Origin of the sequence: Novosphingobium sp. G106, assembly GCF_019075875.1 — a bacterium.
Lineage (GTDB): Bacteria > Pseudomonadota > Alphaproteobacteria > Sphingomonadales > Sphingomonadaceae > Novosphingobium.
Genome location: NZ_JAHOOZ010000001.1, coordinates 5,838,796 through 5,860,000 on the forward strand (window position 1 = coordinate 5,838,796; position 21,205 = coordinate 5,860,000).

The window sequence follows — 21,205 nt, forward strand, 5'->3', positions numbered from 1 at the left end:
CGATCACCGAGGGTTCTTAAGGGCAATAATATTCCAAAAGTTCATGACTTTTGAAAATAAATATAGGGAGTCGAAGCATGAGGTCTGGTTCTATCGTTAGCGTATTGCTGCTCGGGACAATTCTGTCTGCTCCTGCCTTCGGACAGGACAGATCGCAGAACACGGCGGGCGACAGCGGCGACATCATCGTGACTGCCCGGCGCTCCGAGGAGCGCCTTCAGGACGTTCCCATCTCGATCACCGTGCTGAGCGAAGAAGCGATCGCCAAGCGCAACATCTACAACGCGAACGATCTTGCCGCTTACGTGCCGTCGCTCTCGCTCAACAGCAATTTCGGCCCCGAGAAAGCGAGCTTCGCGATCCGCGGCTTCGTCCAGGAAGGCAAGACCGCACCGTCGGTGGGTGTCTACTTCGCCGACGTCGTGGCGCCGCGGGCCAATGGCGGCACGACATCGGGCAACGGCGCCGGCGTCGGTTCGATGATGGACCTGCAGAACGTTCAGGTGCTCAAAGGCCCCCAGGGCACGCTGTTCGGCCGCAACACCACGGGCGGCGCGATCCTGCTCGTGCCCGCCAAGCCGACCAACAATCTCGAAGGCTACGTCGAAGGCTCGGTCGGCGACTACAACCTGCGCCGCTTCCAGGGCGTGCTGAACGCTCCGCTCAGCGATACCTTCCGCGTGCGCGCGGCGGTCGACTGGAACCAGCGCGACGGCTATCTGCGCAACCGCAGCGGCATCGGCCCGGACCGTTTGGGCGATACCGACTATATCGCCACGCGCCTCTCGATCGTCGGCGATCTGACGCCAGATCTCGAGAACTATACGATCTTCAGCTACAGCCGATCGAACAACCACGGCGTTGCGCCGAAGATGATCGGCTGCAATCCCAACTTCAACCCGCTGACCGATTCCCCACTGGTCGCCGTGCTCGGTCCGCTGTCCTGCGCCCAGATCGCCCGCCAGAATGCGCGCGGCGACGGGTTCTGGGATGTCGAGAGCGCCGATCCCAATCAGCTCGAGCGGGTCGAGCAGTGGCAGGTGATCAACACCACGACCTGGCGCGCCAGCGACAATCTGACGGTCAAGAATATCGCCTCCTATGCCGAATACCGCGAGAAGGCCGATTTCAGCCTCTGGGGCGACAACCTGCTGGTGCCCGGCGCAGGCGGGCTCCGCCTTCCGACGATCACGATCGGCCTGGGTGCGAGCGGCTACAACTCGTCGCAGTCGACCTTCACCGAGGAACTGCAGCTCCAGGGCTCGGCCTTGGGCGATGCGCTGAAGTGGCAGGCAGGTGCCTATCTCGAAGTGAGCAAGCCGCTCGGCTTCAGCTCGAGCTTCGCGCATATCTTCCTGAGCTGCACCAACGCCCTGACCTACCAGTGCAGCGACCCGCTCGGTTTCGGGTCGATATCCTCGACCAATTACAAGGACACGTTCAACAACAAGGGCCTCTACGCCCAGGCGACCTACAAGCTGAGCGAGCGGTTCAGCGTGACCGGCGGCATCCGCTACACGATGGACAAGCTCACCGACATCAACCGCAATCTCAACATATACCTGCCGGCACCGGGCACGCAGCTGTTCACCTGCCAGAACATCATCAAGTTCAACAATGGCGCGGGCGGACCGTTGTTCGTCGAAGGCCCGCAGTCGGCGCGCTGTGAGAACGTGTTCCAGACCAAGTCGAACCGGCCGACCTGGTTGATCGACCTGGACTACAAGCCCAGCGACGACATGCTGCTCTATGCCAAGTGGGCGCGCGGTTATCGCCAGGGCGGGATCAATCCCAACAACCTCGGGATCGAGACCTGGGGGCCGGAAAAGGTCGACACTTACGAGGTCGGCGCGAAGACCAGCTTCCGCGGCGCCGTGCCCGGCTATTTCAACGTGGCCGCCTTCTACAACAACTTCCGCGGCCAGCAGCTGGCGGTGAACTCGGTGGTCGCCCCGGCCTATGTCAACAGCGTCCCGCCGATCCAGGCGATCGTCAACGCGGGCAAGTCGCGGCTGTGGGGCGTGGAAGTCGATGCCTCGGTGCGGCCGTTCGAAGGCTTGCGGCTCGACGTCAGCTATGCCTATCTCAACACCAAGCTGCAGCAGTTCACGCCGCCGACGCCGCCGGTCTATTACTCGTCGCTGCTGCCGACCGCGCAGGTGGGTGAGCCGCTCTCGCTCTCGCCGAAGAACCGCGTCACTGTGACGGGCACCTACACCCTGCCGCTGGATGCGAGCGTGGGCGAAGTGTCGTTCGGCGCGACCTTCACCCATACCGACGCCAATGCCGCGGTCTCGCAGATCTTCTCGCCGTTCCTCTACAAGGTGAAGGCGTCGAACCTGCTCAACCTCAACGTCGACTGGAAGTCGGCGCTCGGCAGCCCGATCGATCTTGCCTTTTTCATGACCAACGTGACCAACGAGAAGCTCATCACCTTCCCAGGCGGATCGTGGCAGACCTTCGGTGCCGACGTCGGCCACACCAATATGCCGCGCATGTTCGGCTTCCGCGCGAGGATCAACTTCGGGAAGTAACCCCGCCTCGTTTCTTTGGCCGAAACGAAATCGCGCCCGCGTTCCCTGAGGAGCGCGGGCGCGACGTCTTAGTCGAGGTTCGAGCCGACTATCAGAAGTCGAAGCGGACCGAAGCCGAGACGGTGCGGCCGTTGACCACGGTGACGCTGCCGACGGTCGGCGCTAGAGCCGTTGGTGTGACCACCGTCGTGATGCCCTTGGTGTCGAACAGGTTGTTGACGTTCAGGCTGACAGTGAGCGCCTGGGTCGGACGGATCTGGACGAACGGATTGACCAGCACGTAGCCGGGCATCTTGTAGTCTTCCAGGTCCGACGCATAGCGGCTGGTGATGCCATAGACGTTGGCACCGACGCTGAAGAGATCGGTCGACACTTCCGGCGTGATGTAGCCGAACAGCTTCGGCGCACCGGCCGGCTGGTTGCCGATGACGGTCGGGTCGATCTTGTCGTTGCTGATCTCGGCATGGGTGTAGGTCGCACCAGCGGTCACGCTGAAGATGCCCGTGCGGTACGAGCCCTCGAGCTCGAGGCCGTAGGCCTTGTACTTGCGGTCGATCGTCGGGCCGAAGTAGCTGTTGTGCTCCAGCGTGTTGGCCATGAAGGCCGTGCCGTTGAGCGTGATGTGCGAAGTGCGGTACTTGAAGCCGGCTTCGGCCTGCTTGACGTAGTCAATCAGCGCGTCCTTGTTGGCGAGGCCGCCCGAGACGGGGTTGATCGCGGCGCTGCCCAGCAGGCGGTCGGCGTTGGCGCGGGCGCCGCGGCTGTAGCGGGCGAAGACCGCGAAGGGCTCCGCGACGCGGTAGTTCACGCCCACCGAGTACGACAGGTAGTGGTAGGTATAGTCGACCGGCGAATGGTCGCTCACGGGCAGGAAGGCAACCCGGGTCTCCGGGCTGGAGATCACGCCGTTGCCGTTCATGTCCTTGGTGAAGGAACCGGTGGCACCCTGCAGGCCGTAGGTTTCGATCCAGCCGTTGGCGCCGCCGAAGTCATAGCGCAGGCTGCCGCCGATCGCGAGCGGACCGGTCTTGAAGTTCACCGAGCCGAAGGCGGCATTGGTGTCGTAGTCGACGTTGATGCCCTTGCGTGGGAAGCCGCCGAAGAAGCTGCCGTCATAGCTGAAGTAGCCGTTCTCGCTCAGCTGCATACCGTTGGGGGCGCCGGGGAAAGCCGCAGTCGAGATATCGAGCAGCGCGGCTTTGCCGCCGCCGACCACGTCCGAGAGCGTCGAGCTGTAGCCCGAATAGTTCTCGACCGTCTGGCGCGACTTGTAGAAGCCGGCGGTGGTCGTCAGCTCGCCGCCGCCGAGGTTCCACACGCGGCTGGCGCGGAAATCGTTGGTGATGTTGTCGAAGCTCTTCAGCACATTGTCGGCGATACCCAGCGCGGAGACGAGGCCGTTGCCGTTGGCGTTCGCCGGCAGTGCCTGACCCTTGAGCGGGCCGTTTGCATAGCGCAGCGTCGCGCCGGGACCGCCGAATAGCGAGGCCACGGTCGCCGCGGGGGCGATGATCGCCGGGTAGGGCGAGATGTAGGTGCCAGAGATCGTCGAATAGCGGAAGCGGTCGGTGACCGTCCAGTTCGCGATCTCGAACTGCGCCTCGACGCCGACTGACTTGACCTTGGTGCGGATGCCGTCGCGGATGTCGTGTGTGGTGACGTTGTTGTTCTCATCCAGCGTCAGGTTGCTGGTGATGTAGCGCGACAGGAGGGCGTCCTTGTTCGCGTCGAAGCTCGTCAGCGGCGTGAACTTGAGATCGCCCGGCGTGCCGGTGATCCCCATCGGCGCCGGCAGGTAGGCGGGCGCGCGGTCGTCGATGAACTTGCCGTAGAGCCGGATGTGGCCGCCGGTGAATTCCTTGGTGATGTTGAACTTGATCTGGCCGCCCTTCACCGCGTCGTAGCCGGCGCTGCGGAGGCCTTCGCCCTGGCGGTAGAAGCCGCCGATGTGGAAGCGCAGCGTGTCGCTGATCTTGCCGCCGTAGTCGAAGTCGGCGCGGTATTCCTCGTAGTCGAGGCCGGTCGACAGCATCAGCGAGCCGCCTTCGACATCGCCGGTCTTCGACATCAGGTTGATGATGCCCGCGGGCGAGTTCGAGGCGAAGGTCGAGGCCGAACCACCGCGGATCGCTTCGATCGCGGCGACGTTGAGGTCGGCACGCATGAACATGTCCGCGCCGCCGGTGACGATGTCGCCGAATTCGACGACTGGCAGGCCGTCTTCCTGGATCTGCAGGAACTTGGCGCCGGTCGAGGCCATGGGCAGGCCGCGCACGGTGACGTTGTTGTTCAGTTCGCCGTTCGACACTTCCGAGCGAACGCCGGCGATGTTGTGGAAGATTTCCGCGAGCGAACGGGCGGAGAGCTTCTGGATCTGGTTCTCGCGGATCGAGCTGGTCGAGATCGCGGAGTCGAGAATGTCGCGCCCCTTGGCGACACCCGTGCTGAAGACTTCGCGTTGTGCGCCGGCCGGCGTTACGGTCTGCTGAGGCGAAGCGCTTTCTTGGGTAGCGTCGGCCGCGTCATCGGCCCAGGCCGGCGTGGCCAGGGCAAGCGGCGCTATACCCAGAAACAGATACCATGCTTTCATTGTTATACCCCTGTGTCTCGTTGGGAGAACGGGGCGGGAAATGCGGCTTCGTCGTTAATATTGTCCGATTAACCATACCTGTGGCGTTGCCCTCGCGATCAGTAGTATCGCTTTAACATTTCTCTCGAATAGTCTGTGTCGTGGGTCTGGCATTCGCCTGCATCGCGACATCGAGATTGGCAGTTTACTGCGGATTTCGGCACGGACACGGTTAAGGCAGAAGCCTAGTTAGATCGAACGGCTTAAATGCCAATGGGAACGCTAGTTCCGTTAGTTGCGAAAAATAAAACGCGCTCAATTCGGGCTGCGGGCATCGAAGGCGTAGCCTATTTGCCGATTCGTTAGCCGGCGAATGCCTGCATCCCGCGAAGTACCGCCGGTCGATTCCGGGATTCGTCGAACCACCGTGACAGCAAAGGATGGTCGGAAAAGGCGATCTTGTCGCGGCTCGCATTGACGATCGTCACGGCAACGACATCGGCGAGCGAGAAGGTGTCGCCTGCCATATAGCGCGATTCCGCCAGGAATCGTTCGGCGTCGACAATGGCATCGATCGAACGCGCTGAAAGTTGCCCGGCGGCTTCGGTCGATGCGCCAATCCTATTTAGGTAGAAGGCGCTGAAATTGGCCGCGATGACGTCGGTGACGAAATAGAAGAAACGTTCGAGAACGATCGCGCGTGATCGGACATCGTCGACGGGCAGGAGCACGCCAGGCCTGCGATCACACAGATGCAGGAGGATCGCGTTCGACTGGGCGATCACCAAGGGATCGTCCGGGGCGGATTGGTCGACCAGCACCGGCACGCGGCCGTCGGGATTGAGCGCAAGGAATTCCGCGCGACGATGCTCGCCGCCGCCGAGGTCCAGCTTACGTATCTGGTAGGGCAGGCCGAGTTCTTCGAGCGTCACGGCGACACGTAGGCAGTTGCCGGTCTGTGCGCCGTAGAGTTCCAATGCCGCGCTCATGACGCCAGCCGCACACGGGCGGTGACCGATAGGCCCGGGCGGAGCCGATCGACCTTCGGCTGGCGGGGGTCGAAGCGGATGCGCACGGGCACGCGCTGGACGATCTTGGTGAAATTGCCGGTCCCGGGCTCGAAGGGCAGCAGCGAGAAGCTCGACCCCGATCCCGGCGCGAAGCTTTCGACCGTGCCGGTGAGGTGGCCGCCACCCAAGGCGTCGACCTCGACGGTCACGGGCTGGCCGGGCCGCATCCGCTCGGTCTGAGTCTCCTTGAAGTTCGCCGTTACGTAGAGCGCGTGGAGCGGGACCAGGGTCAGCAGGCGCGAGCCGGCCTGGACATAGTCGCCGACCCGGACCTTCCGGTCGCCCACCGTCCCGTCGATCGGTGCGCGTATGATTGTGTGGCTGCGGTCCTGCCTGGCCAGATCGAGCGCGGCCTGTGCCTGCAGCACGCGCGCCTGGGCCGTGGCGAGGTCTGCCAGCAGCCCCGGGCGCTTGGCGCTGGTCACACCGGCGGTCTCGCGCGAGACGGCGAGTTGTGCCCGCACATGCGCGGCGTCCTGCTCGGCGGTGACGGCGGCGGTATTGTAGCTGTCGGCATCGCGCCGCGCGACGGCGCCGCCCGCGACGAGCGCATCGTAGCGCCGCCGATCGGCCGCCGCGAGATCGGACCGCGCCGCCGCCGAGCGGATCGAGGTTTGCGCGGCGACGATGTTGGCGGCCGCCAGTCGTTCCTCGGCGGACAACGCAACCAGTGCCGCGCGCGCTGCGGCAACGCCCGCCTGGGCATCGGCCAGCGTTCCTTCGGCGGCGGCCACTCTGGCGTCGAACTCTTCGGGATCGATCAGCGCGATCGGCTGGCCGGCGCGGACCAACTGGTTGTCGTGCACATAGACGGCCTCGATCAGCCCGCGGACCTTCGGCGCGACCGCGGTGGCGTCGGCGCCGACATAGGCATCGTCGGTGGTCTCGGCGGTCGCAGGCAGGCTGATCCAGACCGCTCCGGCAACCGCGACGGCGAGAGCGATGCCCGAGGCGAGCAGGGTCCGGCGCGAGGGTAGCGCGAACCGGCGCCGCGCTACTCGAACGTCATCCGCGGTGAGTGCCGCACTCGAGGTCATCGCATCCATGAGAAACTCCGCCTTGCAATTTCAATATTACGTACATAATATGATATTCGTAATATCGCAAGAGGTGAGCGAAGATGGCGGCGATCGAGATAGCGAAGGGAGGCGAACGACCGCTGCCGAACCCGGCTGCACTGCCCACGTCGCGCAAGTATCTGATCTTCGGCGTGCTCGCCTTCGGCCAGTTCATGGCCCTGCTCGACATCCAGATCGTCGCGGCCTCGCTCAACGATGTGCAGGCCGGCCTTTCCGCCGGGCCAGACGAAATCAGCTGGGTCCAGACCGCCTATCTGATGGCCGAGCTCGTCATGATCCCGTTCTCGGCCTTCCTCGCCCAGGCCATGTCGACGCGCTGGCTCTTCGCGCTGTCGGCGGGGCTTTTCACCCTGTCGAGCGTGGCCTGCGGGATGGCCTGGAACATCGAATCGATGATCATCTTCCGCGCCATCCAGGGCTTCGTTGGCGGCGCCATGGTGCCGAGCGTCTTTGCGGTCGGCTTCACCCTGTTCGAAGGCAAGCAGCGCGCGATGATCCCGGCGATCCTGGGTATCGTCTCTGTGCTCGCGCCGACCCTGGGGCCGACGGTTGGCGGCATCATCACCGATACAATCGACTGGCGCTGGATCTTCTTCATCAACGTGGTGCCAGGCGCTGCCGTCACCGTGCTGACGATCCTGGTCGTCGACGTCGACCGCGGCGACCGGGCGATGTTCGGCCGGATCGATTGGTCGCACCTCGCGGCGATGGCCTTGGCGCTGGCCTGCCTGCAATATGTCCTCGAGGAAGGTCCGCGGAAGGACTGGTTCGGCGATCCGCAGATCGTCATGGCGGCCTGGTTCTCGGTCGTCGCCTTCGCTCTGTTCATCGAGCGGTCGTTCTTCTCGCAGAACCCGATCGTCCGCCTCAGCCCCTTCCGCAATCCGACTTTCGCTTTCGCCTGCGTGTTCAACCTGGTGATCGGCTTCGGCATCTATGCCTCGACCTATCTGCTGCCGGTGTTCCTCGGCCGGGTGCGCGGGTTCAACAGCCTGGAGATCGGGACCACCGTGTTCGTGGTGGGCGGCGGACAGCTGATCAGCACGATCATCGCGGCGCGGCTCGCGAACACGGTCGACCGGCGGATCCTCATCGCGATCGGCCTGTCGGGCTTTGCCTTCAGCCTGTGGCTGACCGCGCACATCGGATCGAACTGGGGCTTCGGCGAACTGTTCGTGCCGCAGGCGGTGCGCGGCCTGTTCATCATGCTCTGCATCGTGCCCAGCGTGAACATGGCGCTGTCGGGCTTTGCCGGACAGGAGCTGCGCTACGCCTCGGGGCTGTTCAACCTGATGCGCAACCTTGGCGGGGCGATCGGCATCGCCACGGTCAATACCTGGCTGCAGGACAATGCCCGGATCGCGGCGCTGCGCTTCGGCGAGGGGCTGTCGGTCAACGGCCGCAATGCGCAGGACGCGACGGCCGAGCTCGCGCGCCGGTTCGCCGCGGTCACGCCCGATCCCGATCGCGCCATGGCCATGGCCCAGGCGACGCTCGGGCGTCTGGTCGGGCGCGAGGCGCTGACCCTGGCCTTCGACGACGTGTTCCTGGTGATGGCGGTCGTCTTCCTGGCCGCGCTGGTCATGGTCCCTTTCGCCAAATCCCCTCTGCCCGGCGACACGGTGCCGCCGGTCGACGCCCATTGAAGGATCTCGATGATGCGTAAGCTCGCCTTGCTCTTGGCCACGGTCAGCCTTGCCGGCTGCACGGTGGGACCCGACTACCACCGCCCGGCCGTGAGCCTGACGCCCGCCTTCATGGCCGCGCCGGCGATCGCGCGACAGGAAGCCGTCGACGCCGACTGGTGGCGCGGATTCGACGATCCGCTGCTCGCCGATTTCGTCGCGCGGGCTCTGGCCGGCAATCTCGACATCGCCCAGGCGCGCGCGCGGATCGACCAGTCGCGCGCCGCGGCCCGCGCGGCCGGGGCTGCGTTGTTGCCGGCCCTCGACGCGGCCGGCGGCGTGACCACGGCGAGCCAGTCGCTCGATACGCCGGTCGGCAAGATCGCCCAGGCCTTCGGCCAGCCGCGCGGCACGACGCAATATGCGGTCGGTGCTGAGGCCTCGTGGGAGCTGGACCTCTTCGGTGGCCTGCGCCGTGGCAGCGAAGCGGCACGCGCCGACCTTGCGGCTACCGAAGCCGGCGTCGGCGCGGTGCGCATCGCCATCGCGGCCGAGACTGCCGATGCCTACCTGACCTTGCGCGCGCTGCAGGCGCAGCTCGACGTCGCGCGCCGGCAGGAGGCGACGCAGGCGCGGCTCGTCGCGCTCGTCCAGCAGCGGGTGGATCAGGGCATCGCCCCCGACCGGGAGCTCAACCGCGCCACCGGCGCGCTCGAAGGCGTGCGCGCCTCGCTCGCGCCGCTGCGCGCGGGGATCGAGGCGCAGCTCAACCGGCTCGACGTGCTGGTCGGCCAGCAACCAGGCGCCAACCGCGACCTGCTCGCCGTCGAGCGTCCGATCCCCGCAGCGCCCATGCCCTCGGGCAGCGCCGAGCCGACCGATCTGCTACGCCGGCGCCCGGACGTGGTCGCGAGCGAAGCGCGGCTCGCCGCGGCCAATGCGCGCATCGGCGTCGCGGTCTCGGAATACTATCCTCACCTTTCGCTGTCCGGCCTGCTCGGCGTCGCCAGTCTCGGCACCAGCAGCCTGTTCACCGGCGGCGCGGTCCAGGCTTCGGCAGGAGCCGGTCTTCGCTGGCGTCTGTTCGATTTCGGCCGGGTCGATGCCGAGGTGGCGCAGGCGAAGGGCGCACAGGCAGAGGCGCTGGCGGCCTGGCGCGGCTCGATCCTTCTGGCTGCCGAGGACGTCGAGACGGCTTTGGCGCGCCTCGCCGAAGCCCGGAAGGAACGCGACGCGCTCGAACGGCAGGTAGCGGCGCTCACCGCGGCGCGGGGGCAGGCCGACCAGGCCTATCAAGGCGGCGTCGTCTCTTTGATCGAAGTGCTCGATGCCGATCGCGAACTGCTGGCGGCGTCGAACCGCCTAGCCACGGTCCAGGCCGACGAATCCCGCTCGGCGGTCGCCGTCTACCGCGCACTCGGGGGCGGCTGGCAGCCCGAAACCAAGGCACTCGCTTTTGGCGGGCAGGAGGGCGATAGGAGATGACCATGGACGTCCCAGCTTCGCAGCCCGATCGCCGGCAGGAAAAGAAGGCCAAGAGCCGCGAGCGCATCCTGCACGAGGCTGCTGCCGCCATCCGCGAGAAAGGCGCCGAACGCATCAGCGTCCAGGCGGTCATGGCGCGCGCGGGCATGACGGTGGGCGGTTTCTATGCCCATTTCGCCTCGAAGGATGATCTGATCGCCCAGGCCATTACCCTCATGTTCGACGAGCGTTACGCGCGCTTGCTCTCGGCCACGGACGAAACGCCCGAAGAGACGCTCGGTCGATTCATCGATAGCTACCTGAGCCAGCGACACCGCGACGCGGCGGACAAAGGCTGTCCGATCCCGCCGCTCGCCGGAGAGATCGGCCGTCTCGCCGCGCCCGCGCGTGCCGCCTTTCTCGACGGGATGGAGCGCCTGAACCGGGTACTAGAAACGCTGCTAACGCAAATGGGGCGCTCGGAACCGGCTGCGCTGGCCAGTTCGGTTCTCGCGGAACTGGCCGGGGCGATCAGTCTGGCCCGCGTCCAGCCTGACGAGCAGAAAGCCGCGGCAATGTTGGCGGCGTCGCGCTCGCGGGTTCGCGACAGGCTGGAGCTGCGCTAGTTCAGATCCTTCTTGAGCGCGGCCAGCGCCGCGAAGGGGCTGGTGCTCTCGTCGTTGAGCAGTTTCCGCGCCGCCTCGGCATCGGGGCCGGTCAGGAACGGATCGATCGCCAGCGCGACGCTCTGCGCCACGGCTTCCCCGAGATCGACCGTGGTGCCGCTGAACTCGATCTCGTCTAGCTCGTCGGCATCGAGTTCGACTTCCTCGTCGGGCCGGTGCGCGTCCGTTTCGGGAACGAAGCGGAAGGCCAGCGGCTCGCGAATCTGCACGGGCAGGTCCTCGGCCGACACGGCACAGCTCTGGACGATGTCGGCGCTGAGCGTGCCCGTGCCGTTCAGCGCTTCGCCGGCGCGTTCGAGCACGACTTCGGCTTCGAGCCGGTCGATCCGCACGATGCCGAAGCGCTTTGACAGGGCCGCGCGCTCGGCCTCGTCGGCGACGAGCTGCACTGCGCGGTGATCGAGCTGGCGGATGTCGAAGGGGCGGGAGAACTCGGGCGTCATCGTTCGATCCGGGCTGCCATGAGATCGTCGGCGGACAGCGCGTTCAGCGTGCCCGCGAGCTTGCGCACCGCCGGCACCAGTTTCGCGGCCTCACCGCCTTCGACCAGCGTGACGTTGCGCGCGATCACTTCGGCCAGCGCCGGGTCGTCTTGCGGTAGCGCCTCACGCAACACGCCGAGCCGGCCGCCGAGAGTGCCCATGAGCTTGCCGACATGCTTGCCGACGACGAGATCGCCGAGCCCGGTCTGGCGCAGCTGGCCGTCCATGTCGTCGATGAAGAGCTCGGTCAGCCGCACCGATGGCTCGATCAGCGCCTCGTCCTGCTCCATGCGCAGCAGTACCAGTGCCAGGACCAGCGTGATCGCATCGAACCGGCCGGGCACGGTATCTGCCACGTCGTATTCGGCGTACCAGGCTTTCTCGCGCGCGATCTCGACCACGCGATGCCAGAGCGGGCGGACCGGGGCGAGGGCGTCTTCGCGGTTTCCGAAGAGGCGGGACAGGAAGCTCAAGGATCGTGCTCTTTCGTTCAGCGGCAATTCAATAGCCTGTGGCCAACGCGGTTGCGATAGAGGGCGCGGCGGCTTAAGGCTGCGCCGATACACGGCGCGGCTTGCATATGGCAATGCCAGGGAGCGGGCGCCAGACTTCGGAGTTTCTGAATGCGCGTGAAGGGTCGGATTGTTCTTGGCATGGCAGCGACGCTGGTCCTGGCCGGTGGCTGCACCTCGATCCGCGATCACCGCGGCTATCTGATCGACACGGCGCTGGTCGACTCGGTCCAACCGCAGGTCGATAACCGCACCTCGGTCGAGCGTACGCTGGGCCGGCCGACCTGGGTCAGCCAGTTCGGCGAGAAGGACTGGTATTACGTTTCGGTCGATACCAAGCAGGCTGCCTTCAAGCGTCCCAAGACCTATCAGCAGACGGTGTTGCGCGTGCGCTTCGATCAGGCCGGCAATGTCGCCGCGATCGACCGTGCCGGCATGGAGAAGGTCGCGCGGCTCAGCCCCGACGGCAAGACCACGCCGACGCTCGGCCGCGACCGCTCGTTCCTCGAAGACCTGTTCGGCAATATCGGCGCAGTCGGCGTGCCGGGTGCCGGTGGCGGCGCCGGTCCTGGCCCTGGCGGCGGCCCGAACGGGAGCTAGTTCCCCCTACTCTTGAAGCGCTTACCGGCATGCCCATATGGCGCACTATGGAACACAGCGGGGCGAGCCACGGCCTGATTCAGTGGCACGGTACGACAATCATTGGCGTCAAGAAGGGGGCAAGACCGTCATCGCAGGTGACGGCCAGGTCTCAATGGGCAACACGGTCATGAAGCCGAATGCCCGCAAAGTGCGCCGCATCGGTGCTGACGGCAGCGTCATCGCCGGCTTCGCGGGCGCGACCGCCGACGCCTTCACCCTCTTCGAACGGCTGGAGCGCAAGCTCGAGCAGCACCGCGGGCAGCTGATGCGCGCGGCGGTCGAGCTCGCCAAGGACTGGCGTACGGACAAGTACTTGCGCAACCTCGAGGCGCTGATGATCGTCGCCGACAAGGAGACGATGCTCGTGCTGACCGGCAACGGTGACGTGCTCGAACCCGAAGGCGGGATCACCGCGATTGGCTCGGGCGGCAACTACGCCCTGTCCGCAGCGCGCGCGCTCGATGACTACGAGGACGACGCCGAGAAAATCGCGCGCCGCGCCATGGCTGTCGCCGCCGAAGTCTGCGTCTTCACCAACGACCGCGTGACAGTCGAGACCATCCAAAGCTGATTCTGGCGAATCCTAATTTTCAGGACACCCCATTGAACGACAATCTCACTCCCAAGGCGATCGTCGCCGCGCTCGACGAGCACATCATCGGCCAGACCGACGCTAAGCGCGCGGTCGCGGTGGCGCTGCGCAACCGCTGGCGCCGCCAGCGGCTCGGCGCCGAGTTGCGCGATGAAGTCACCCCCAAGAACATCCTGATGATCGGGCCGACGGGCTGCGGCAAGACTGAGATCAGCCGTCGCCTGGCCAAGCTGGCCGACGCGCCTTTCGTCAAGGTCGAGGCGACCAAGTTCACCGAAGTCGGCTATGTCGGCCGTGACGTCGAGCAGATCGCCCGCGACCTCGTCGAAGAAGCGATCCGGCTCGAGAAGGATCGCCGGCGCGAGGCCGTGCGCGAAGCCGCCTCCAAGGCGGCGATGGAGCGGCTGCTCAATGCCCTGGTGGGCGAGGGTGCTTCCGAAGCGACCCGCGCCTCCTTCCGCCAGCGCATTACCGAGAACGCGATGAACGAGACCGAGGTCGAGATCGATGTCGAGGATGTGCCCAACATGCCGATGGAGATCCCCGGCATGGGCGGCTCGGTCGGCATGATCAACCTGTCCGACATGATGGGCAAGGCCTTCGGCAAGCAGAACATGAAGCGCCGCAAGCTCAAGGTGCCTGAGGCCTGGGACAAGCTGGTCGACGAGGAAGCCGAGAAGCGCATGGACCAAGACGACGTCGCCCGCGTCGCGCTGGCCAATGCCGAGCACAACGGCATCGTCTTCCTCGACGAGATCGACAAGATCGCGGTCTCCGACGTGCGCGGCGGCTCGGTCAGCCGTGAGGGCGTGCAGCGCGACCTGCTGCCGCTGATCGAGGGCACGACCGTGGCGACCAAGTACGGGCCGATGAAGACCGACCATGTCCTGTTCATCGCCTCGGGCGCGTTCCACGTGGCCAAGCCTAGCGACATGCTGCCCGAATTGCAGGGCCGCCTGCCGATCCGGGTGGAGCTGAAGGCGCTGACCGAGGAGGATTTCGTCCGCATCCTGTCGGAGACCCGCGCGAACCTAGTGGCGCAGTACAAGGCGCTGCTGGCGACCGAGCAAGTGACGCTGAACTTCACGCCCGACGCCAACCGCGAGATCGCCAGGATCGCGGCGCAGGTCAACGAAAGTGTCGAGAACATCGGCGCCCGGCGCCTGCAGACGGTGATGGAAAAGCTGCTCGAGGAAATCAGCTTCGAGGCAGAGGACCGCATTGGCGAGACCGTGACGATCGACGCCGCTTACGTGCGCGACAAGCTCGCCGGATTGGCGAGCGATAGCGACCTGTCTAAGTATATCCTCTGACGATGTCGGGACCGGTCCGTTCCGGCCAGGCCATGGTCGCCGGAATGGATCCGGTCCTCGACGACATCGACTACCTATTCTGTTCAGGGCTTTCAGACGAGCAGGTGGCAAAAGCCCGTGATGCAGCGCTTGGCTGGTTCGCCGAGGACGAGGGCGTTTCGTTCATTCTCCAGGCTGGTCGTGCCGGGACTCTCGGTTTCGCGACAGAACCGCTCATGCGCCGCATCGTGCTGACCGTGCACTCCGCGCTTGATGGCGTGGGGCTTACCGCTGCCGTCGCGAGCGCACTCGCCGATGCGGGTATCGCCTGCAACATGGTCGCGGCCTATCATCATGACCATGTCTTCGTGCCCGCGGTCGATGCCGATAGGGCATTGGCTATATTGCAGCAGTTGCAAACAAAAGCTGCGAACTGAGCGGCCTACCTAGCCCGACGTCCGACGGGAAGCGCGATGCCACCCGAAATGCTGCAATGGGTGGGCGAGCATGCCGGCGAAGGTCCTCGGCGGCGGCAAGTCGTCGATGCCGGTTGCCGGCCATTCACTCGGTGCGGGATCGTGCAGGGTTCCGAACAACCGGTCCCAAAACGAAAACAGGAAGCCGAAATTCTTGTCAAAGTGGACGGCTTCTACCGAGTGGTGGATTCGATGGAATCGGCTATCGACCAAGATCGCCCGCAGCGGCCCCATATGGAGACGGGTCGGCGCATGGATGACGACGCTCTGCAAGCCGATGATCGCGCCGGCCACCAGCACAACCTCGCGCGGCACGTGGATCAGGCTGAGCGGGATGACCACGCAAAACGCCTCGACCAGTCCTTCCACCGGATGGGCGAAGGAATTGGCCGAGTGCAACTCGCGGATCGAGTGGTGCACGGCGTGGAACGGCCAGCATATCTTGTGCTCGATCCGGTGCCCCAGATAGCGCAGCCCGTCGACCAGCAACAGCATCGCAGCCACGCCGGCCAGGAAGCCGAGCGGGGTCAGGTCGAAAACGGGCTCCATCCCGAGCCTCCGCCAAAGGCTGGTGATAGGATATGCAGCCAGCATGAACAGGCCTGGCTGGATGAAAAGCCAGAGCCCGCCCGGCCATCGCGACCCGAGCGAATAGCGCTGCCGTGGTGCGGTGAGTTCCATAGCGATACCGATGATGAGGAACGCAAGTATCGGTGCGCAGGACAGCAGCAAGGTGAGCGGATACGACAGCATAAGAGCGTGCTATCCCTGCCGTAGCCGGCAATGCAACCTCATTTCCTCGGCTCCGCGTGCTTGGAGAGCCGGATCACTTGGGCTAGGCAACCGCGCATGTCCATTCCCCCCGACGAAAAGCCGATCTACCGCCTCCTCACCGGCAAGGACGACCGCGCCTTCTGCGACCGCGTCTCCGAAGCGCTCGAACAGGGCTGGCGGCTCTATGGCTCGCCGACGATCGCCTGGGATGTCGAGAACAACTGCATGAAGGCCGCGCAGGCCGTGGTGTGGCAGGATGCGGATGTGGTGAAGAGGTAACACCTCCCCGTCGCCCCTGCGAAGGCAGGGGTCCATGCAACGTCACGGTGTGAAGCTAGTCAGCGTCAATGCGCAAGGTCAGATGGGCCCCTGCCTTCGCAGGGGCGACGGGGAGGTTTTTACTCCGCCGCCTCGCCCAGTTCCTCAATCTCGCTAGCCTGCCGGTTCCACATTTCGGCATAGAGCCCGTCTGCGCGCAGCAGCTCGTTGTGCGAGCCCGATTCCGCGAGCTTGCCCTCGTTCAGCACGAAGATCCGGTCGGCATCGGCGATCGTCGAAAGGCGATGCGCGATCGACAGGCTGGTGCGGTTGGCCGAGACGGCGTGGAGCGTTGCGAGAATGTCCTGCTCGGTCCGCGTGTCGAGCGCACTGGTGGCCTCGTCGAGCAGCAGGATCGGCGGGTTCTTCACCAGCGTTCGCGCGATGGCGACGCGCTGCTTTTCACCGCCCGACAGCTTCAGGCCGCGTTCGCCCACCTCGGTGTCGAAGCGCTTGGGCAGGCGGTCGATCAGGCCGCTCAGCGCCGCGCCTTTCGCCGCTGCCTCGACGTCCGCCATGGTCGCGCCGTCGCGGCCGTAGGCGATGTTGTAGCCGATGGACTCGTTGAACAGCACCGAATCCTGCGGGACGATGCCGATCGCGCAGCGCAGGCTTTCCTGCGTCACCTCCTTGATGTCCTGTCCGTCGATCAGGATGCGGCCCGACCACGGATCGTAGAAGCGAAACAGCAGCCGCGCGATCGTCGACTTGCCCGCGCCCGAGGGACCGACGATGGCGATGTCCTGTCCGGCCGGTACCTCGAAGCTCAATCCGTGGAGGATCGTCCGGTCGGGCTCGTAGCCAAAGACGACGTTGTCGAAGACCACGGTCGGCCGCTTGATGACGAGCGCCGGCGCGCCCGGCGTGTCGGCGACTTCGACCGGCGTGTCGATCAGGCGGAACATCTCGGCCATGTCGATCAGCCCCTGGCGGATCGTGCGATAGACCATGCCGAGCATGTCGAGCGGGCGGAACAGCTGGGTCAGGTAGGTGTTGACGAAGACGAGGTCGCCGACGGTTAGTTGCCCCTGCGACCAGCCCCAGACGGTGTAGCCCATCGCGCCGGCCATCAGTAGGTTGACGATCAGCGCCTGCGCTATGTTCAGCAGGCCGACCGAATTCTCGCTCTTCACCGCGGCGTCGGCATAGGCGCGCGTTGCCTGGGCGTAGCGTTCCTCCTCGCGCTTCTCGGCGCTGAAGTATTTGACCGTCTCGTAGTTGAGCAGCGATCGACCGCGCGGCTCATCGCCGTACCGTCGAGCTTGTTCATCTTCTCGCGCAGCACCGAGCGCCATTCGGTGATCGCCCGCGTCACCGAGGCATAAGCCAGCACGGCCACCGCAGTCGCCGCGACCAGGCCCCAGCCAAAGTGGAAATAGAAGATCACTGCGACCGCGATCAGCTCGAGCACGGTCGGCGCGACGTTGAACAGCAGGAAATAGAGCATCACGTCGATGCTCTTGGTGCCGCGCTCGATCGTCTTGGTGACCTCGCCCGTGCGGCGGGCGAGGTGGAAGCGCAGCGAGAGGCGATGCAGCCGGGCGAAGACGTTCTCGGCCAGCGCGCGTGTAGCGTCCTGGCCGACGCGCTCGAACACGATGTTGCGCAGGTTGTCGAACAGCACTCCGGCGAAGCGGCCGAGCGCATAGGCGAGCACGAAAGCGAGCGCGAGGCCGAGGGCCGGATCGCCCTTGATCGTCATCAGGTCGACCGCGCGCTTGTAGAAGAACGGCAGGCCGAGCGTCACCGCCTTGCCGAGCAGAATGAGCACCACCGCGACGACGATCCGCCAGCGCAGCCCCGGATTATCGGCGGGCCAGAGATAGGGCAGGAAGCGCCGCAGCGTCTTCCAGCCGTCGTGGCGGGCGTTCGGGTCGTTTACGGCGTTGTCGGGTGGCATGCGGCGCTATGTAGAGAGCATCGGCGAAAACTAAAGGGCGCTGTTTCTGGTACCGCGTCCGGTGTCGGCTGGAAGATCATAGCTCGTTCGGCAGATCGAACATCACCTTGCGCGTCGAGAAATCGATGGCGACGCGCTTGAACAGCCGCAATTCGCGCATGCCGAGCAGTAAGGCAGGACGGCGATCGAGGTCCAGCGCCTCGAAGGCCGGCCCGTCGGTATAGGCTATGACGATGTTGCTGATCCGAATGTCGCCCACGCCGAGCCGCTTGGCATAACCGAGGTCCGCGACCGCATCCTGGCCGGTAACGCTGGCGAGGACCGCCTGGCCGAGATTGCTGCGCTGCCCGAGTGCGCGTTGCAAGGCACGATTGCCGATCGAAGTGTCCGAGCCGGTATCGATGACCACGTCGGTGCTGACGCCGTCGATATCGGCATGGGTCATGATCAACTGGCCCGCCTTGCGCCGCGCGGTGACGACGATCTCGAAGCCAGAATTGCCGCCGAGGCTCTTGGCATCGCCGACCGCCATGCTGTTGCGGGTGAAGTCCATCAGCACGCGCTGGTCCTGCAGGCTTTCGGTGCCGACGATACCGTCCGCGCCGATATGCCGGGCTTCGAACAGCAGGACGGTGAGGCCGTAGAACGAGCGGCGGCCGAGGCCGAGTTCGTCGATCACCGCCGTGTCGGCGGTTCCAAAGCCGGCGACACCGACGATACGCTTCTTCTCGATCGGTGCGAGCGCCAGTCTTGCAGCGAGGTCGGTCGACAGCACGGTCTTCTGCGAACCGGTATCGAGCAGGAAGTGATAGGGCCCATTGCTGCCGATCTGAACCGGCACGGTCATGCGGTCTGCGGCGTCGGCCCGGCCCGCGACCACTTCCACGTCGCTCGTTTCCTGCGCGCCGCCCGACATAGTGGGGATCACCGCCAAGGCGGCGTAAGCGAACAGAGCGAGCGGCAGGCCCGACATCGCTGCTTCTCCCGTGATCTTATGTCACAGTTCTATCATATCTTGCGTGAATCACGAAACATTCTGCAACAATTAAGCGGGCGGTAAAGCGGCTCGGCTAGTGGGCTTTCTCGTGTTGGAGGCAAGGTTGGAGCCAGCGGTTAAGATCGTGGTCGCGGTGCTGGCGCACAACGAGGAGCGCCGGATCGGTGCGTGCCTCGCGAGCCTGCCGCTGGGCGATCCCACGGTGTCGGTCCACGTCGTGGTCAACGGCTCGCGCGACCGGACCGCCGCCATAGCGCGGGAGCGCCGGGTTATCGTCCACGACTGGCCCGAAGGGGGCAAGGCGCGGAGCTGGAACCGCTTTCTGTTCGATACGCCCGGCATTGAGGGTGACGTCTTCGTCTTCGTCGATGGCGATGCCGAGGTGACGCCGGGATCGATCACTGCACTGGCCGTGACCTTGGCGGCCGACTCGGCGATCAACGCTGCCGCCGGAATGCCGCGCAACGGCCGGCGCGCCGAGCAGTACCGTGCCGAAATGACTGCAAGTCGCGGCCTGTTCGGCGATCTCTATGCGCTGAGCGGGACCTTCGTCGCCAAGCTGCGCGCCAGCGGAGTCCGGCTGCCGGCGGACCTAATCGGCGACGACAGCCTGATCGGCGCTCTGGCCAAGACCGATCTTGCAGACGAGGGTGGTTGGCGCGACGCGCGCATCGAACCCTGCGCCGGCGCGGGCTTCCTCTGCGAACCGGCGGACCTAGGCTCGCCACGCAGTCTGCACATGCAGTACCGCCGGATGATCAACTATAGCGTCCGCCATTTCCAAAACCGTATCGTCACGGCGGTGATGCGCGGGCCAGGGCCTACGGCGCTGCCCGAGCGGATGGCCGATCTCTATCCCGAATGGCTCGGCCGGTTCAGGCCGCGGCGCCATCCCGTGTGGTGGTGGTTTGATCGCCAGGCGCTGGCGCGGATGCGCGCTTCCGCCGCAGCATAGTCGAGGCCTGTTTCAGCAGCGAGGGCCAGAGCAGACCCAGCGTCCCGATATAGACCGCGGCTCCGGTGGCGGCGATCGCTGCCAGTTGCAGCGGTGCGGGCAGGTGGGCCAAGTGACCTTCGAGCGCGCGAACGGCGAGCGCCATGACGCCGCAACCGGTCAGTGCCGGCAGTAGCGCGGAGATCAAGGCGCCGATTCGCACGCCGATCGCCGGCAGCGTCGCGGCCAGCGTCACGACCAGCAGCAGCGGTGCAGCGATCTGCCAGGCCAGGACCAGCCCGGTCGGCCCCGCCGCTATGCCGAAGAAGAAGCAGGTGGGCATGATCACGGCGCCTGCGACGCTAGTGAACAGATATATCCCCGGACGGCCGAGGCCGTTGGTCGTCGGCGAGCAGATGATCTGCAGTGCCATTGCCGGCATGGCTAGGGCGAGTCCGGCGACGATCGGGATCATCTGGAGCCACTTGGGACCGAAGAAGGTGGCGACCAGCGGCCCTGCGGCCAGGCTGAGCCCGACATAGAACGGCGCTGCGATCAGCATGATCATCCGCACGCCCGAGACGAAGGCCGGCCCCAGCGGCGCGCCGGCGTTGCTGAGCTCGGCATAGGCGGGGAAGGCCACTTCGTTGAGCGGCGGCAGGAAGCGGCCGGTGAAGATCAGCACGAGGAACAGCGATTCGGAATAGAGCCCGAGCTCGTGCGGGGAGAAGCGGCTGCCCGCGATGAAGATGTCCGACTGGCTCTGGATCACCCAGAACAGCTGCGAGAGCGTAAAGGCAGTGCCGAAGCCGATGATGTCGCGGCTGCCGCGGAAGTCGAAGATCGGCTTGACCAGGCGGCCCGCGGCCAGGGTCAGGCCCAGCGCGCGGGTGGAGAACATCGCGATCGGCGCCCAGACCAGCGCCCAGACACCGTGGCCGCCCCAGGCCAGGGTCAGCGCGACGCTGGCGCCGACGACCGCGCAGATCAGGTTGACCAGCGCCTGGGTACGGAAATGCAGCCCGCGCGCGAGCAGCGAGGCGGGCAGGGCGATGAACGGCGTGGTGCAGTAGATCAGCGCCTGGACGTAGAGCATGTTCGCGACCTGCGGCTGCCCGTAATAGCGCGCGGCGAGCGGCGCCATCAGCACTTGGGTAACCGCGAGAATCGCATTGGCCAGGATCAGCAGGCCGAACACCTGTCCAACGCGCCGCTCGTCGACCTCCTTGGCCGAGATCAGCGAAGAGGCGAAACCATAG

17 protein-coding genes and 2 pseudogenes (1 of these 19 cut by a window edge) are annotated in these 21,205 nt (G+C 65.5%); 10 read left to right on the forward strand and 9 right to left on the reverse strand.

Annotated features, from left to right (window positions below; genetic code table 11):
* Positions 1-77 precede the first annotated feature (77 nt).
* Positions 78-2,534, forward strand: a complete 2,457-nt coding sequence (locus KRR38_RS28460) for a TonB-dependent receptor (protein WP_217406750.1) — start codon at positions 78-80, stop codon at positions 2,532-2,534.
* Between the two features lie 91 nt (positions 2,535-2,625).
* On the opposite strand, the gene KRR38_RS28465 is transcribed toward KRR38_RS28460, so the two are convergent.
* From KRR38_RS28465 to KRR38_RS28475, 3 genes are all read right to left on the reverse strand, one after another.
* On the reverse strand, positions 2,626-5,124 hold the full coding sequence (locus tag KRR38_RS28465) for a TonB-dependent siderophore receptor (protein WP_217406751.1): 2,499 nt from the start codon (positions 5,122-5,124) through the stop codon (positions 2,626-2,628).
* A 341-nt stretch (positions 5,125-5,465) separates the two neighbouring features.
* Positions 5,466-6,092, reverse strand: a complete 627-nt coding sequence (locus KRR38_RS28470) for a glutathione S-transferase family protein (RefSeq protein ID WP_217406752.1) — start codon at positions 6,090-6,092, stop codon at positions 5,466-5,468.
* The gene (locus tag KRR38_RS28475) at positions 6,089-7,219 is read right to left on the reverse strand and encodes an HlyD family secretion protein (RefSeq protein ID WP_217406753.1); all 1,131 of its coding nucleotides are present in this window, start codon (positions 7,217-7,219) and stop codon (positions 6,089-6,091) included. The genes KRR38_RS28470 and KRR38_RS28475 overlap by 4 nt, the downstream gene beginning before the upstream one ends.
* Positions 7,220-7,293: 74 nt before the next feature.
* On the opposite strand from KRR38_RS28475, the gene KRR38_RS28480 reads away from it, so the two are divergent.
* The 3 genes from KRR38_RS28480 to KRR38_RS28490 are packed head-to-tail and all read left to right on the forward strand — an operon-like array spanning position 7,294 to position 10,967.
* A complete protein-coding gene (locus tag KRR38_RS28480; RefSeq protein ID WP_217406754.1) occupies positions 7,294-8,898 on the forward strand; it encodes a DHA2 family efflux MFS transporter permease subunit in 1,605 nt (534 codons plus the stop codon).
* 12 nt (positions 8,899-8,910) lie between these two features.
* A complete protein-coding gene (locus tag KRR38_RS28485; RefSeq protein WP_254515018.1) occupies positions 8,911-10,362 on the forward strand; it encodes an efflux transporter outer membrane subunit in 1,452 nt (483 codons plus the stop codon).
* Between the two features lie 2 nt (positions 10,363-10,364).
* Entirely contained in the window at positions 10,365-10,967 is a 603-nt protein-coding gene (locus KRR38_RS28490) for a TetR/AcrR family transcriptional regulator (protein ID WP_217406756.1), read from the forward strand.
* Here KRR38_RS28490 and KRR38_RS28495 read toward each other — a convergent pair.
* Both KRR38_RS28495 and KRR38_RS28500 read right to left on the reverse strand, forming a co-directional pair.
* Positions 10,964-11,470, reverse strand: a complete 507-nt coding sequence (locus tag KRR38_RS28495) for a DUF177 domain-containing protein (RefSeq protein WP_217406757.1) — start codon at positions 11,468-11,470, stop codon at positions 10,964-10,966. The genes KRR38_RS28490 and KRR38_RS28495 overlap by 4 nt on opposite strands.
* Positions 11,467-11,982 carry a ubiquinol-cytochrome C chaperone family protein gene (locus KRR38_RS28500; protein ID WP_217406758.1) on the reverse strand — a complete coding sequence of 172 codons (516 nt, stop codon included), beginning with the start codon at positions 11,980-11,982 and terminating at the stop codon, positions 11,467-11,469. The genes KRR38_RS28495 and KRR38_RS28500 overlap by 4 nt, the downstream gene beginning before the upstream one ends.
* 150 nt (positions 11,983-12,132) lie before the next feature.
* On the opposite strand from KRR38_RS28500, the gene KRR38_RS28505 reads away from it, so the two are divergent.
* From KRR38_RS28505 to KRR38_RS28520, 4 genes and pseudogenes are all read left to right on the forward strand, one after another.
* A complete protein-coding gene (locus KRR38_RS28505; protein ID WP_217406759.1) occupies positions 12,133-12,621 on the forward strand; it encodes an outer membrane protein assembly factor BamE in 489 nt (162 codons plus the stop codon).
* A 47-nt stretch (positions 12,622-12,668) separates the two neighbouring features.
* Positions 12,669-13,234 (forward strand): annotated as a pseudogene (hslV, locus tag KRR38_RS28510) (ATP-dependent protease subunit HslV).
* A gap of 32 nt (positions 13,235-13,266) precedes the next feature.
* The gene (hslU, locus tag KRR38_RS28515; protein ID WP_217406760.1) at positions 13,267-14,568 is read left to right on the forward strand and encodes an ATP-dependent protease ATPase subunit HslU; all 1,302 of its coding nucleotides are present in this window, start codon (positions 13,267-13,269) and stop codon (positions 14,566-14,568) included.
* A gap of 2 nt (positions 14,569-14,570) precedes the next feature.
* Positions 14,571-14,984: an ACT domain-containing protein gene (locus tag KRR38_RS28520; RefSeq protein WP_217406761.1), complete on the forward strand. Its 414-nt coding sequence runs from the start codon at positions 14,571-14,573 to the stop codon at positions 14,982-14,984.
* A gap of 9 nt (positions 14,985-14,993) precedes the next feature.
* Here the strand turns inward: KRR38_RS28520 and KRR38_RS28525 are convergent, their stop codons facing one another.
* Positions 14,994-15,776 carry a sterol desaturase family protein gene (locus KRR38_RS28525; RefSeq protein WP_217406762.1) on the reverse strand — a complete coding sequence of 261 codons (783 nt, stop codon included), beginning with the start codon at positions 15,774-15,776 and terminating at the stop codon, positions 14,994-14,996.
* Between the two features lie 96 nt (positions 15,777-15,872).
* On the opposite strand from KRR38_RS28525, the gene KRR38_RS28530 reads away from it, so the two are divergent.
* The gene (locus KRR38_RS28530; protein WP_217406763.1) at positions 15,873-16,076 is read left to right on the forward strand and encodes a DUF1737 domain-containing protein; all 204 of its coding nucleotides are present in this window, start codon (positions 15,873-15,875) and stop codon (positions 16,074-16,076) included.
* Positions 16,077-16,195: 119 nt separating this feature from the next.
* Here KRR38_RS28530 and KRR38_RS28535 read toward each other — a convergent pair.
* Both KRR38_RS28535 and KRR38_RS28540 read right to left on the reverse strand, forming a co-directional pair.
* Positions 16,196-18,015, reverse strand: a pseudogene (locus KRR38_RS28535) (ABCB family ABC transporter ATP-binding protein/permease).
* Positions 18,016-18,091: 76 nt separating this feature from the next.
* Complete coding sequence (locus tag KRR38_RS28540; RefSeq protein ID WP_217406764.1) at positions 18,092-18,988, reverse strand: retroviral-like aspartic protease family protein; 897 nt, start codon at positions 18,986-18,988, stop codon at positions 18,092-18,094.
* Between the two features lie 127 nt (positions 18,989-19,115).
* On the opposite strand from KRR38_RS28540, the gene KRR38_RS28545 reads away from it, so the two are divergent.
* Positions 19,116-19,967 (forward strand): glycosyltransferase, encoded by an 852-nt coding sequence (locus tag KRR38_RS28545; RefSeq protein WP_217406765.1) that lies wholly within the window; start codon positions 19,116-19,118, stop codon positions 19,965-19,967.
* On the opposite strand, the gene KRR38_RS28550 is transcribed toward KRR38_RS28545, so the two are convergent.
* Positions 19,888-21,205 carry the 3' portion of a lipopolysaccharide biosynthesis protein gene (locus KRR38_RS28550; RefSeq protein WP_254515019.1) on the reverse strand. The gene runs 212 nt beyond the window's last position, so only the last 1,318 of its 1,530 coding nucleotides appear in the window; its start codon lies off the right edge, out of view; its stop codon occupies positions 19,888-19,890. The genes KRR38_RS28545 and KRR38_RS28550 overlap by 80 nt on opposite strands.